Source organism: Paenibacillus sp. FSL W8-0187 (assembly GCF_037969755.1).
Lineage (GTDB): Bacteria > Bacillota > Bacilli > Paenibacillales > Paenibacillaceae > Paenibacillus_AQ.
This window is the reverse complement of the sequence record NZ_CP150206.1, coordinates 5579063-5593458: the sequence shown is the minus strand read 5'-3', so window position 1 is coordinate 5593458 and position 14396 is coordinate 5579063. Positions and strand designations below refer to the sequence as shown.

Here is a 14396-nt window from a genome sequence, read left to right as displayed (position 1 = left end):
ACACATTCTCCTTTTTAGTTACGAATAGTCACCATTTAGAGTTTATAGGAATGTCACATGGTAAACAATGATGGACCTGTTGGTTGTTTTGTTGCGTTAGTTTGTTGCGTTATTCCGTTACGTTCTAAGTTTACAGTCATTCATGATTAAAATCAATCATAACATGTTCCTGTCGTGCAATGTTACTAGAATTTTTTTAAAAATCTAAAATTATTATTGCAAGGATATGCATGGATGATATAACATGAAGTCACGAAACAACACATGTGTTTACACTGTTTTGTTACGTAACATTAACGTAACAAAATAACCGTTTGAGCAGGCGGCGGGGGGCTGATTAGAACATGAACAAAGCTGTAACGGTTTACCCCAAGATTTTAGAAGACATCCTAAACAACCCAGGCATTGGTTTTATAGCAGCACCGGGGTTAATGGGGGACCCGGATCGGATCTGTGACAACCGAGGGGAAGAGCAGAAGAAGTATAAGTTCACGGAAGACAGCAGAACGTACAATCATCCCGACAGTAAAGTGTATTTCTGCAGCACGCGCTGGCGGGACTTGGAAGTTCGCCAAGGGGAGTACAGCTGGGAAGTTCTTGAGGAAAAGCTGGACTACGCCAAATCGCTAGGCTGTACGGCCGTGGTTCGCTGTTCCCCATACGCGTTAAGCGAAGAAGATGATATACCAGCTTGGTATCGTGCGGAACATCCGGAGGAGCCCGACTTTCCGTTCTGGAGGGTAGACCCTGAGACCACACCCTATGTGTTGTATTGGTCTGACTTTATCAAGGCGTTTGCCGCACGGTTTGACGGACACCCGGTCATAAGCTCGATTGATTTGACGATTGTAGGGGCCTGGGGAGAAGGCGGCGGAACGGAGTTTTTAAAGCCGGAGGCCATTAAGCGCATTACAGATGCTTACTTGGATGGGTTTAAAATAACCCCTCTCCAAGCTCTGCTGCATGATCCCCTGTCGATCAGCATCATGAAGGAGCGCAAAGCCAAAGTGGGCTTTCGCGTCGATTGCTTGGGTGATATGGGCGGTTTTCATGGAAAACAGTGGTCTCATATGACGGATTTCTATCCCCAGAATATTCAGAATTTCAACATGGGAGATGCCTGGGAGAAGGCTCCGATTCTATTTGAAGCATGCTGGCACATGAATGATTGGTATCTTCAGGGCTGGGATATGGATTATATCATTCAAGAAACGCTGAAGTGGCACATTTCTTCCTTTAACAACAAAGGAACGGTAGTCCCCGAACCATGGAAAGAGAAGGTCAAGGCTTGGCTGAACAAGATGGGATACCGCTTTGAATTGAGGAAGTTCACGTACGATTCGATGGTGAATGCGGGAGGTCAGCTAACAATCAGTGCGTTGTGGGCTAATGTAGGAGTGGCCCCGATCTATAATCCCTATCCGCTAGTCGTGAGGCTTGCCGGCCATGATCAAACCTATACACTGCGCAGCAGAGAGGATATTAGGGAGTGGCTGCCGGACGAAGACATTGTTTGGGAAGAATGTTTCGGTTTACCCGGTAATATGTCCGAAGGCGAATATGATTTGGAGATCGGCATCGAAACCGGAGTTAAGGAAATCGGGAATATCCAGCTGGCGATCGAGGGGAACAAGGACGGCTATTATCCGATGGGCAAGTTAACAGTTGAACGGGGGAGAAAAGGAAGTGGAGAGTCTGTTGAAATTTAACGAGTGTATCGCAATCTGCAACTTTGATTACCTGCCTGAAGGGTTGGAGGCTAAATATCATCGATATAAACCGGATAGCAAGCCCCATCTCATTCCGAGGGAGTTCTTGTCTGGAATCTTTGAGCAGTATCAAATTCCCGAACCTACCCGCCAATGGCTCGTTCATGGGGTTGAGGCGATAGAAAAGGATGCCGTACTATTTCATTTTACCCAATTTTTGGTAGATGATATGTGCACTTTGCGCAATCGCTGTGATGAGACTCATTATACGAATATGACACCAGGATGCATGGAGCAATACGGAGAATTATACTCCTTTCTTTTGCTGCTGGCCTGCGTTGTTCCTTCCATGAACAAACTGGAGGCGCGTTCCGTACCTAAAGCCTACTACGAGCAGATCCCTCAACAGCCCCTGAAGCTTCAGTTGGAAAAATTGGTGGAGCACGGCGATGCCAAGGTTCATGATTTTCCATGGGTGATGAATTTTTATACCTGCTCCATCTTTCTGTTAGACCGGTTTTATTTTATCCCCTACCGATTTGAGGATCCTTTCACCATGTTCCGTCATGTGGACACGCAGGAGGTTATTGCCCTTCGGCACGCAGGCGAAGAATTCCGCAGTGATGGACAACGGAACGGCATCAATGATGTATATGATCTTCAAGGAAACTTCACCTCAGAATGGCACGAGAATGCCGAGTTTGTTATAGCTAATCGAATAAATCCCATGGGATTCGTAGAAAGAGAAACGACGCCGATCCTTAAGAAGGAATGGGAGACGGTACTTCAAAAAGGGGATACGTTGTTAGCGCTTCACATTCCATCTGGCCCCGGGTACACACCAGACAGGTTGAAGAGTTCCATGGAGATGGCTGCTGCATTCTATGACCAGTACTTTCCGGAGTTACTCATCAAGGGCTTCTGGAGCTCAAGCTGGCTCTATGATACAAGGCTGTCGCTTATCTTGGACTCTGAAAAAAGCAATATCGTCCTCGTTCAACGACAATTCTATAATTATCCGACCATGGAAGGGGACGGCATGCTGCGTTTTGAAGCCTTTGGGGACTGGAAGGCAGACCCGGTCCGAAGCCCAGGCGAATATACAACCTCCCTGCAAAAAGCAGCAGCGGCGTACATGGAGACGGGAGCCCGTTTTAACACATTAAGCATGATTGTATTGCGGGAAGATATCGATAAGATTGGCAGCCGGCCATATATAACCGATGCAGATATCGAGCAATTCCATAGAACCGTTGACAGCCATTTGCAAAGGAGAGAAGAGGATGGGGAAATACTCGCTCGAAAACTACGAGAAGTATAAAACCGTAAAAATCCGACCGCAGCCCTTATCGAATAGCGAGCATGATGCAAGCCAGGGACCATTCGAATACGTCTCCTTTTCCTGGAGAGCGCTTGAGCCGGTTCGAGGAGAATACAGACTTGAAGCGATCCATGAAGCACTGCGTACGGCCCAAAACCCCATTCTAGTCCTGGTACCGGAATTGCCGATCTGGGCTCCGGATTACGCACCTGATTGTTTTGCGGCTTTGGTCCGAAAAGTCGGGAGTTATATCGACTCCGACAGACGCTTAACAGCCGTTCTGATATCAACCTTAGCTGACAGTAAGGAAGAATGGAACGCTTATATGGAGTCGTTTGAGACGCAGACGCTGCTAGCGGAACTGCAGAATGACAGATTGATTCAACATTTAAGAGAACGCAGTCGCGGATTTGGCCTGCTGGTGAAGTGCGGTGAGGAGAATTGGATCGAATGCTGTGAAGCTTTTGCCATACATAAGCTGCAGAAAGTATGGAAGCGTTACCAGGTGGTCCTTCATGTGACTGATAACGTTTGCGGTCCTCATACAAGACGCGAGGCGTATCGCTGGCACGCCGGTCTCTCCAATCTGAATATAGGGCTTGGATATCATCTAACTTTGCGCCGACTGACTTATCCGGAAACGGTATATAGCCGTGGGAGCTTGCCGCTGCGATTCTGGTTCGTCAACGCGGGCAGTTCGAGAATTTATCGGGAGTTTCAGTTATGGGTGCAGTTAAAGCAGGGGGAGGTTTCCTATGAGTATCCCCTGCACGCAGCCACGCATTCCTGGTTAACCGGAGACCTTGTCCATAACGAGATGGTCCCCTTGATGGATATGTCACCGGGTAAATATACGCTGAGTATAGCACTCTATTTCGAAGACCGGTCGTATATCCCCCTGCATATACAGAATCCGCAGCAGGATGGGTATTATGAGGCAGGCATGATACAAGTCGAAATATCCGATGAGGATCCGCTTATGAATATTTGGGATGCCTATTATCCGGAAGGGTATTATCCCTTGGAAGATCCTGTGGTTCCAGAACAGGAGTAGATCGTTTAGGACAAATACAAGTTCGCTGGAGGTTATGGAGTTGAAACTAGCATTAATTGGTGCAGGACAAAGAGGCATGATCTATTCAAGGCATGCTTACCAAAGTGAGGAAATTGTGGCGGTAATCGAGCCGGATGTCGGCAGAAGAAAGGCAGCGGCGGATGAGTTTCAGATTCCGCTGGAGAAACAATTTGCATCCGTAGATGAATTTTATCGACTCGGTAAAATTTGCGATGCCGTCATCATCTCTTCCATGGACAAGGACCATTATGAGCAAACAATGAAGGCGCTTGATCTTGGTTATGATATTTTGCTCGAGAAGCCCATTTCACCAAGTCCTGAAGAAAGCTTGAGAATACAACGAAAAGCCAATGAAACAGGCCGGAAAGTGATTGTATGCCATGTGCTCAGATATACGAACTTCTTTGCGGAAATCAAGAAAATCATTGATAGCAATGAGCTCGGCAAGATCGTGACCATACAGCACAACGAGAACATCGGCAATTTCCATATGGCACATTCTTTCGTAAGAGGCAATTGGAGAAGAAGCGATCTGGCGAGTCCGATCATCATGCAGAAGTCCTGCCACGACATGGATATTCTATCCTGGCTTGTGGACAGCGGGGCGAAACGAATCTCTTCGTACGGAAGCCTTACGTATTTCAAAGAGGAGAATGCACCGGCAGGCAGTGCGGAACGATGCCTCGACTGCAAGGTAGCTGCGGACTGCCGATTCGATGCAAGAAAAGCCTATTTGCCTGTAAGGGGCCAATGGCCGGCTGCCGTCATTTCGGCGGATCAAAGCGAAGAGGGACTGCTCCAAGCGCTCGCAACGAGTCCTTACGGACGCTGCGTTTATCGGATGGACAATGATGTGTGTGATCATCAGGTGACCATTATCGAGTTTAAGAACGGGGTTACGGCAACGTTTAACTTGAGCGGATTTACGAATAAAATGTACCGCACGCTCAAAATCATGTGCGAGCATGGGGAGATCCGCGGGGATGACAGTTTGAATGTTATTGAAGTCACCCGCTTTAACTCCAATATGGCAGAACCTGTTCAGCAAACCGTCATTCGGCCGGCAACGGTGAGCGGCGGACATAACGGCGGCGATACTGGTCTGATGAACGACTTTTTGGAGAATCTGGGGAATGCCGACTTCAGCAGCAGATCCTCCATCGACATGTCCGTTGAAAGCCATATGATGGCCTATGCCGCGGAAGAGGCGAGAATTACCGGTACCGTGATCGATCTGGATGAACTAAAGATGAAGCTGCAACACGGCATTACAGTATAGTCGTGTAATCACATGTAAAGGGGTGATGGAATGAGTTCGGCTGTTAAGGGATTTCTCTATGAAATAAAAAAACACAGGATCCTGTACCTCATGTGCTTGCCCGCGCTGATTGTGCTGATCATGTTCTCCTATATCCCGTTTGCCGGGATATGGATGGCGTTTACCGATTTCAATGTGGTCGACGGCATCTTCGGCAGCAAATTTGTGGGTCTGGACAACTTCAAATACTTTTTCTCGGAAAACAGCATGGGATGGAAGGTAACCTATAATACGCTGTACATCAACTTTTTCGGTCTCATATTAGGCATTATCATTCCTGTCAGCATTGCCATTCTGATCAATGAAATTCGGCATAAAGCCTACAAAAAGATCGCTCAAAGCATGATGTTTTTTCCGTATTTCATATCATGGGTTGTCGTCGGGGCGATTCTGTACGGAATTTTCTCCACGGATGTGGGCGTAGCGAATCATATTTTGAAGTTCTTCGGTGCAGAGCCGATCTCCTGGTACTCGGAGCCAAAATATTGGAAGTGGATCATCATTCTGTCGAGCGTCTGGAAATGGAGCGGCTACAGTTCCATTGTCTACATGGCGGCGATGTCCAATTTTGACGGGAGCTTATACGAAGCGGCCAAGGTGGATGGCGCCAACAAATTGCAGCAGATTCTTTTCTTGACCGTGCCCATGCTGAAGCCGACGATCATCGTTTTGAGCTTGCTGAGCGTCGGACGAATCTTCTACGGGGACTTTGGGATGATTTACGGTATTGTCGGCAACAACCCGGTCCTGGCTGAAGAAGTCACGGTCATCGATACCTATGTTTATCAGTCGATGCGTACGCTGGGCTTTTCTTACTCGACGGCAATTGGGTTATTCCAGTCCTTGATGGGCTTGATCCTGATTACGGCTGCTAACAAATCCGCTAAGAAAATAAACGACGGAGAGGGTCTATTTTGATGATGGAAAAGAATAGATTGCTTGGTGATAAATTGGTGATAGCCTTTGCCTATGTATTCATTGGCTTATTCGCACTCGTTTGTCTGTATCCTCTTGTATTAACGTTAAGCGTGTCCTTTTCTTCGGAACAGGCCGTTGCGAGAAACGGATATTCGATCATCCCACTGAGCCCCAGCTTGGATACCTATAAATATATCTTTGTTAATAGTGGAATGAAATTGCTCAAATCCTATGGCGTGACCCTGTTTGTAACCACTGTGGGGACGTTCGGGGCTCTGTTGATTACCAGCATGATTGCATTTTCCCTATCCATAAAAAAGCTAAAATACCGCAACGTACTCGCCTTCATTAGCAACTTTACGATTATCTTTTCAGCCGGTTTGATTCCGTGGTATATGGTCAGCGTCAATTATTACGGATTGAAGAACAGCATTCTGGCCTTGATCCTGCCGTCCATATTCAGCGTATGGAATATGTTTCTGATGCGAACGTACTTTGCAAGCATCTCTCCATCTTTATATGAAGCGGCCGAGATGGACGGCGCCAATTATTTTACGATCTACGTAAGAATCGCTCTTCCATTAAGCAAGACCGCACTATTGACGGTTGGATTAATGTATGCGCTTCAATATTGGAATGATTGGTGGCATGCTCTGATCTTTATTAACGAACGCGATTTATTTCCGCTTCAATATTTCCTCTACAACATCCTGTCGAACGTAAATGCGATAAGCTCCGGACGGATTCCGTCAGGGGCATCAGGCAACATCACATTGCCTGCGGAAACCGTGAAGATGGCCATTACGGTCATTACGATCGGTCCGATCATTTTCCTGTATCCTTACATCCAAAAATACTTCGTGCACGGGATTATGGCCGGAGCGGTAAAAGAATAGACACCTGCGTGGTTATTGGCCAATTCAGGCTTTTAACATAGATTAACCATTTTATTAGGGAGGGTCTTTCATGAAAGCAAGGAAAATGCTGATCTTGTTGGTTTTATTGATTGCGTCTGTTTCGGTAATGGCAGGATGCAGCGGCAAAAAAGAGGGGGCAGCCGCGCTCGAAACCGTCACGATTTTGTACCCTGGGGAACGAAGCGACCGAATGAACGAATTTCTAGACAACGAATTCGCAGAGAAAATGGCAGCCGATCTCGGTCTGAAGGTCGAAGTCACATTTGTGCCGTGGGCCCAGTATTGGGAACAAAAAGATATCATGCTGGCCGCAAATGAACCGATCGATTTATATTGGGACGGACTCCCGGACCTTTCGACGATCGTCAACAAGAAACAAGCCATGGTATTGGATGATTTAATCCAGGAATATGGTCAGGATATGTTGAAAGTTTTGCCGATGGAACAGCTTCAAGGCGCAACGATCGATGGGAAAATTCATGGCATTCCGTCGGCATATGCACCGTCCTCGGCCATGTACCAGTTGGTTGCCGTCCGTCAGGATATTCTCGAAGCCGTGGGGATGACCGACTTGAAGACTGCCGATGATCTAAAAGAATTCGCAACAAAGGCGAAAGCCAAGTTTCCTGAAATGAAAGGACCTGCCGATGTCGTCTTTAAACCTTTAACCCGATATTTTGCCGATGAACAATATAACTGGATCGCCGTAGAAGATTTGGTCGTATTCGGGGAAGACAGTAAAAAAGCATACAGTTATTATGAAACAGAGGCTTTCCAGCAAGTAGCGAAATTTAACCGTGGAATGTATGATGCAGGGTTATATACAGAGGATCTGACCATTAAATACAATGAGAGAGACTCTCGTATGCAGACAGGCTTATATTTATGGGTTGAAGGCTCTTTGGGCAAGGAAATGGAAATTATTAATACAATCAAAGCCAATGCACCGGATGCCAAAGTTAAAACGTACCTGTTAGCCGAGGATAAACCGCGCTATGTGACAGCCACAGGCGGAGAAGTTCTTGGCATACCAGTAAATGCTCCTAATCCGGAAGGAGCCATGAAGTTTGTGAACTGGATTTATAAATCCCAGGAAAATTACCAGTTTGCCCTCTATGGCGTCGAAGGCAAGGATTACGAGATTGTGGATGGAAGAATCAATAAGCTGACCCCTAGCGAATTTTTCTATGAATGGATGTTCAGAAACCAAAATTACCAATTGTTCGGGCCGGATGTGGCACAAGAGTCCATCGATAAGTATAAGAGCTGGGATGACCAGGCTGTACGATCCGCTTCATTGGGCTTCCGATTTAATAATGAGAAAGTCAAATCTATCGAAACAGCTCTGAAAGAAGTCGTTGGCAAGGACTTAGCTGCTATACGTTCCGGTTTTGTGGACTTTGAAACAGCGTATCCTAAGGCCATTCAGAAGCTAAAGAAGGCAGGCATTGATGAATATGTAGCTGAGGTACAACGTCAGTTAGATGAGTTTTTGGCGGGGAAATAAAAGCGTGTTCAAAAAAGGATAGAAACACATGGAGGATCGACATACAGTCCATGAAAGAAGAACGTCTGAAAGGGATAATGTCACTTTGAGAAGAAGCAAACCCCCAGTCTTGAACAAGACCGGGGGTTTTTGGCATTGGATGCCATCTCGCTTAATAAGCCTTCATTGACAATAAGTGTAATTCTTGTGTACACTCTTTTTATTCCGACTGTTCAGTATAAATAAAATCAAAGATACAGGTGAAGAAATCATGCCCAAATTAGGGATGGAACAAAAACGCAGGGCAGACGTCATTAATGCCACGTTAACCTGCATTAGCATGTATGGGATTGACGGCATGACCCTGGATAAGGTTGCCGATCATGCGAACTGCTCCAAGGGAGTTGTCACTTATTATTATAAGAATAAGGATCATCTGACGATTGAAGCTTTCAAGTCGTTCTTGGCGTACTATGGACTGAAGATCGAATCAGGCATTGAGCATACCATGACATCGGGGGAAATGATGGATCTTGCCCTGAAGTTTATGCTTCCCCCGCTCACCGATGACAAGGGTCAAACGATTAATGTGTCACAGCTGGATGGGGTCGAGAAGATGTATATCCCGCATGCAGATCAAGGCAAGCTCTTTGTGCAGTTTTTCTCAAAAGCCATGCTGGATCGCAATTTGCAGGAAGTGGTATCGAAGAGTTACGAGGCTGATCTCCAAGGCATCACCAAGATCATGGATTACGGTAATCGGACGGGACAGATGTCTGTTGAGGATTCCCACAGCGCTGCCTATGGGCTGATGGCGATGGTTATAGGTCTGAGCTTCTTTAGAGTAGCGAACGTTCCGCCGGCCAATGGCGGCGATAACCGGTACATATGTGAGGATTATGTAAGAAGACTTACCCAAACAGGAGGGAATTATGGATATCGAGAAGGTTGAAACAGATAGAGGAACCATAGCGGTCGTAAGCAGCAATGAAATATTGATAAAGGATGTCCAATCCGCATTGGATCTTATGGCAACCGTGCAATATGAAACGGGCAGCCATCGTATGGTGATGAAACAGTCGATATTTAGCGAAGCCTTCTTCGATTTGAAGACGCGCCTTGCAGGCGAAATCCTTCAGAAGTATATCAATTATCATGTAAAGGTTGCGATTATCGGAGATTTTTCTGTTTATCCGAGCCAAAGCTTGCAAGACTTCATATATGAATGCAATAAGGGAAACGATTTCTTTTTCTTGCCGAGTGAACAACAGGGAATTGAACGGTTAAACAGGTTGAACTAAGAGACGAAAGCGGGAGGAAGACGGTTGTCAGTACCAGGGTTTAATCCAAAAGAATATCCGATGGTAGACATTCCAGCAGGCGAAATTCAATTAAGGGACGACCGAATCAAATCTTCGTGGGCGGTTGAAGTGAATGCTTTTCAGCTTGCACCGATTCCTGTTACAAAGGCGTTATATTTCTCGCTTATGTCGCAGTCGGCAGGATTCACTGATGTCATGCAGGCTCCGGTCGTCGATGTATCATGGAATGATGCGATTCACTTCTGTAATATGCTATCTCGGCACTCAGGTCTAGACGAGTGTTATTCGGCCACGGAAGATGGTGAGCGTGTGGTGTGCAACTGGGAGACGGATGGGTACCGCCTACCGACAGAAGCGGAATGGCAATATGCGTGTAGGGCCGGGAGTGATGGCTATCGTTACGGAGAGCTTGATGACATCGCTTGGTATGAAGGGAATTCCGGGGGCGCCCTGCATGTGGTAGGCAAAAAGCATCCGAATGCCTGGGGGCTTTACGATATGCTCGGAAATGTGTGGGAATGGTGTTGGGATATATATGATCCGGACGTATACGGCTCATACAGAGTATTCCGCGGCGGAAGCTGGGCGGAAGAGGCCAGGGGCTGTGGGGCGACATGCCGCCGTCGTAGCCACCCGACCTTTCGGATTGAGGATCTCGGGTTTCGTCTGGCCAGATCGATTTTACGATAAAGCTGATCCTTAATGGATTAGCTTTTTTTTTGATCGTGCAGCACCTAACGAATTTCCAATAAACGCATCGAAACGCCGTCAATTTTCTTCAGAAGGTAATAGATGCTAGGCCATCAATACTTCACTATAACCAGATATGTCACATAAACTAACGCGGTAAATACACCTAAATTGCGTATAGACAAGGCTGGAAGACATCAGTAAGATTGGGTTTAACTTTTCGGGGGAGGTGTGGGGAGCTAAAGGGAGTCAAGGTTTGAATTGCCGTAGTGTTGATCAAAAACCAGGAAATTCAAGGGATGAGGGGGATAAGAGGATGCCACATGGACCAACATTCAATAATCCGATTGTGGAGCAAGCAGCCGATCCTTGGGTATGGAAGCATACGGACGGCCATTACTATTTTATGTCGACGAGACGCGATCGTCTGGAGTTGACGCAATCCGCGACCTTGACAGGCCTTGCGGAGGGCCGGAAGAAAACGATCTGGACTCCGGAAGCCGGCGGACGCTATAGTTATAACCTGTGGGCGCCGGAAATTCATCATTTGGATAACAAATGGTACATTTTTTTTACGGCAAATGATGGAGGAGGCGACGAGTCACGCCAAATATGCGTGCTGGAGAACGTGGAGCCTGATCCGATGGAAGGCGAATGGGAATGGAAGGGCGCGCTGCCAACCCCTGTACCCGGACTGGACGGTACGGTCATGACCTTAGGGAATCAGCTTTATTTCCTGTATGCCGGGTACGGACATTTCCCGGACTACGGTTCCGCCATATACATCATGAGAATGTCGAACCCTTGGACCTTGACGGGGGACCATGTATTGCTCACGGCCCCGACTCTATCTTGGGAAAAACAAGGCGGAATGGCCATTAACGAAGGTCCCGTTATCCTTCAGCGAAACGGCCGTATCTTCCTAGTATACTCGGCCAGCACCACCTGGTCTGAGGATTATGCGCTGGGAATGCTCACGATGGATGAAACCGCAGATCCGATGGACCCGCTTTCCTGGACTAAATCCATGGAGCCTGTATTTTGCAAAAGCGTGGGAAACGGGGTGTATGCCACCGGCCATAACAGCTTCACGCAATCACCGGATGGCAAGGAGGACTGGATCGTCTACCATGCGCTTCCAGCGCCTGGAGCAGATACGGCCTTGCGATCGACCCGCATCCAGAAGTTCGACTGGAAGCCGGATGGAACCCCGGACTTCGGTGTCCCTGCCAGTGATTCGGAGGCCATACCGATACCGTCCGGAGAATCATGTATGCGGATTCATAACATAAACGAGTAGGTACTGCCGAGAAGAATGATGATGACGGCAAAGGAGTGGCAAATGCCGCACTGATGAAGTGAACATTCATAGGATTTTATATAAACCCCCATTCATTACGGATTTTGTGTAATGAATGGGGGTTTATTACGGATAAGAGTGAAACGTGAAGGAATTGCAAATTCATAACGGAAAATCGTGTTTTTTCGAACAAGAATCGCTTTGTATAAAGGGATATGAGTTTATTTATCGTTTCCGATATCCTAAATTAAAAGCATGTATTTGAAAAAACGACTCATTTTAGTTACAAAAATTATGTATGAAAGCGTTGACAAAATGAATCTATATGCTTATACTTCGGTTAAATATACAGAATAATTGTATTAAATGGATGCGTAGAGGTTGGTAATACCGTCAACTTACATGTGAAAGGGGATCCATTGGAATGGTGATGAGGAAGAGCAGCATTTCAGACGGGGGTGCTTAGACACTCCGACGATTGAAGAATGGTAGATAGCAAGCTTTAAACTGGCGCCCCTTAAAAACTACGGAATATAGATCCTCTCGGGCGCTAATGCTGGGGGTGCTCGTCAATTATTCATATCATGGGAGGTTAAGCATGAACAGAACGATGAAGCGTTTTTTCACTCTGTTATTCATATCCATATTGATCATTTCGATGGTGACCGCTTGCAGCGGTAAAGCAAAGAATGAGCCCGATAATACCGTAACCCAGGAGGAGGGCGTCTCCAAAGAGAAGAATGAGGTGACCTTTGAAGATATTAGCGGGGACATACGCGGCAACAAAGCACCAACACAGGAACAAATCGACGAGGTAAACAGCACGCTGAATGATACATACCTTGGCGACGTTTTCGAAGAAGTCATTCCTAGCGATTATTCCGCTTATCCCGTCAAAGGCGATGTGGTGCTGGATGTATGGATGCCTGCCAACTCCAACATCCCGGATATGAATAATCACTTGGTTCAGAAGCAGGTGGAGAAACTGACCGGCATTAAGGTGAACTTCATTACGCCGCCGGTCGGGCAGGAAGCCGATGCCTTTACCTTGATGATCTCCTCCGGTGAGCTGCCGGACATCATCATTGACCCGGGTCGTTATCCGGGAGGCTTTGAAGCGGGGGTGAATGACGGCGCTTACCTCGATCTGACCGACCTGATGGAAGAGCATGCTCCCAACTATACAGCGTGGCGCAATTCGGACGAAACGAGAAGAAAAACGACCGTGACCGACGATGGCAGGCTGCTGGGCTTCTACGGCATCGCCCCGTATTCCGAATGGATCTGGTTCGGAACGCTGATCAAGCAGGAAGCGCTGGATAAGACGGGACTTCCAATCCCGACAACAATAGACGAATGGTATGAGTTCCTGAAGAAGTCTAAGGAAGTCGGATATAAAGCTCCACTGAATTACGGATCGACGTACGGTCAAATTTTTACCGGCATCATTAATGGTGCATATGGCGTCTGGGACTGGACCTTCCTGGATGAGAACGGCAAGGTCGCATGGGGTCCTGCGCAGCCGAAAGCCAAGGAATATCTCGCGACCATGCAGCAGTGGAACAAGGAAGGTTTGCTGAATCGGGATTGGGCAACCGCTGATTTCAATCAACGGATGGCTAGCGCGATATCCGATGATACGGCCGTGATGATGGACTCACCGGATACGATGTGGAGCTATTGGAAAGTGCAGAACGATATTGATTTCGTGGGGGCGCTGAATCCTGTACTTAACAAAGGAGACAAATCCTCGACCACCTATAAAAACTTCAAAAGAACCGGAACCAGTGCGGCCATCACCACCCAGAGCAAAAATGTCGAAGCTGCAATGGCATGGCTGGATTTCAACTTCAGCAAAAAAGGCTGGGAGCTCATTAACTTTGGCGAGTACGGCACGGTGCATTTGGTGGATGAGCAAGGAATGCCTTATTATCCTGAAAACAGCTACATCTACAATGATCCGGACGGTCAGCCGGTAGACGTCACACTTTGGAAATACCGCTGGCACAGTTGGCCGAATATCCGCGACGAGCATCATGCCAACCCGTTGATCTCGGCGAAAGGAAGTTATTCCGGAGATATCCGAAAGAATTGGACGGAAAACATGGATACCAGCATGGCGATGCCGCCAATCACGTTTACGAAAGACGAAGCCTCGCGCGAAGCCGAGCTTGGAAACCAGTTATCGACGCTGCGCGGAGAATACTTTGCGAAGATCATTATGGGCGAATTGCCGGTCGATGCTTACGATAAATTTTTGAAGGAAGCGCAGAGCATGGGGCTGGACGAATTCATAAGTCTCCATCAAGCAGCCTTGGATCGGTATAACCAACGATAGTT

General features: G+C 47.1%; 12 protein-coding genes. All 12 read left to right on the top strand.

Going from position 1 to position 14396, the window contains the following annotated elements; translation table 11 throughout:
* Positions 1 to 344 precede the first annotated feature (344 nt).
* The 12 genes from MKY48_RS25215 to MKY48_RS25160 all read left to right on the top strand — a co-directional run bounded on the left by MKY48_RS25215 (position 345) and on the right by MKY48_RS25160 (position 14394).
* Complete coding sequence (locus MKY48_RS25215) at positions 345 to 1709, top strand: DUF4832 domain-containing protein (protein ID WP_339291515.1); 1365 nt, start codon at positions 345 to 347, stop codon at positions 1707 to 1709.
* The gene (locus MKY48_RS25210; RefSeq protein WP_339291513.1) at positions 1687 to 3030 is read left to right on the top strand and encodes an acyltransferase domain-containing protein; all 1344 of its coding nucleotides are present in this window, start codon (positions 1687 to 1689) and stop codon (positions 3028 to 3030) included. The genes MKY48_RS25215 and MKY48_RS25210 overlap by 23 nt, the downstream gene beginning before the upstream one ends.
* Positions 2993 to 4084 (top strand): DUF4832 domain-containing protein, encoded by a 1092-nt coding sequence (locus tag MKY48_RS25205; protein WP_339291511.1) that lies wholly within the window; start codon positions 2993 to 2995, stop codon positions 4082 to 4084. The genes MKY48_RS25210 and MKY48_RS25205 overlap by 38 nt, the downstream gene beginning before the upstream one ends.
* A 40-nt stretch (positions 4085 to 4124) precedes the next feature.
* On the top strand, positions 4125 to 5384 hold the full coding sequence (locus tag MKY48_RS25200; protein ID WP_076324240.1) for a Gfo/Idh/MocA family oxidoreductase: 1260 nt from the start codon (positions 4125 to 4127) through the stop codon (positions 5382 to 5384).
* Positions 5385 to 5414: 30 nt separating this feature from the next.
* Positions 5415 to 6341: an ABC transporter permease subunit gene (locus tag MKY48_RS25195; RefSeq protein ID WP_339291509.1), complete on the top strand. Its 927-nt coding sequence runs from the start codon at positions 5415 to 5417 to the stop codon at positions 6339 to 6341.
* Positions 6341 to 7237 carry a carbohydrate ABC transporter permease gene (locus tag MKY48_RS25190; protein ID WP_339291507.1) on the top strand — a complete coding sequence of 299 codons (897 nt, stop codon included), beginning with the start codon at positions 6341 to 6343 and terminating at the stop codon, positions 7235 to 7237. The genes MKY48_RS25195 and MKY48_RS25190 overlap by 1 nt, the downstream gene beginning before the upstream one ends.
* Positions 7238 to 7307: 70 nt before the next feature.
* The gene (locus MKY48_RS25185; RefSeq protein WP_339291506.1) at positions 7308 to 8765 is read left to right on the top strand and encodes an ABC transporter substrate-binding protein; all 1458 of its coding nucleotides are present in this window, start codon (positions 7308 to 7310) and stop codon (positions 8763 to 8765) included.
* A gap of 250 nt (positions 8766 to 9015) precedes the next feature.
* On the top strand, positions 9016 to 9696 hold the full coding sequence (locus MKY48_RS25180) for a TetR/AcrR family transcriptional regulator (RefSeq protein ID WP_339291504.1): 681 nt from the start codon (positions 9016 to 9018) through the stop codon (positions 9694 to 9696).
* A complete protein-coding gene (locus MKY48_RS25175) occupies positions 9677 to 10045 on the top strand; it encodes a DUF4180 domain-containing protein (protein ID WP_339291502.1) in 369 nt (122 codons plus the stop codon). Before MKY48_RS25180 ends, MKY48_RS25175 begins: the two co-directional genes overlap by 20 nt.
* A gap of 60 nt (positions 10046 to 10105) precedes the next feature.
* Complete coding sequence (locus MKY48_RS25170; protein ID WP_339273658.1) at positions 10106 to 10756, top strand: SUMF1/EgtB/PvdO family nonheme iron enzyme; 651 nt, start codon at positions 10106 to 10108, stop codon at positions 10754 to 10756.
* A 316-nt stretch (positions 10757 to 11072) separates the two neighbouring features.
* Positions 11073 to 12056 (top strand): glycoside hydrolase family 43 protein, encoded by a 984-nt coding sequence (locus MKY48_RS25165; RefSeq protein ID WP_339291500.1) that lies wholly within the window; start codon positions 11073 to 11075, stop codon positions 12054 to 12056.
* 598 nt (positions 12057 to 12654) lie between these two features.
* Positions 12655 to 14394 carry an extracellular solute-binding protein gene (locus MKY48_RS25160; protein WP_339291499.1) on the top strand — a complete coding sequence of 580 codons (1740 nt, stop codon included), beginning with the start codon at positions 12655 to 12657 and terminating at the stop codon, positions 14392 to 14394.
* Positions 14395 to 14396: the final 2 nt, after the last annotated feature.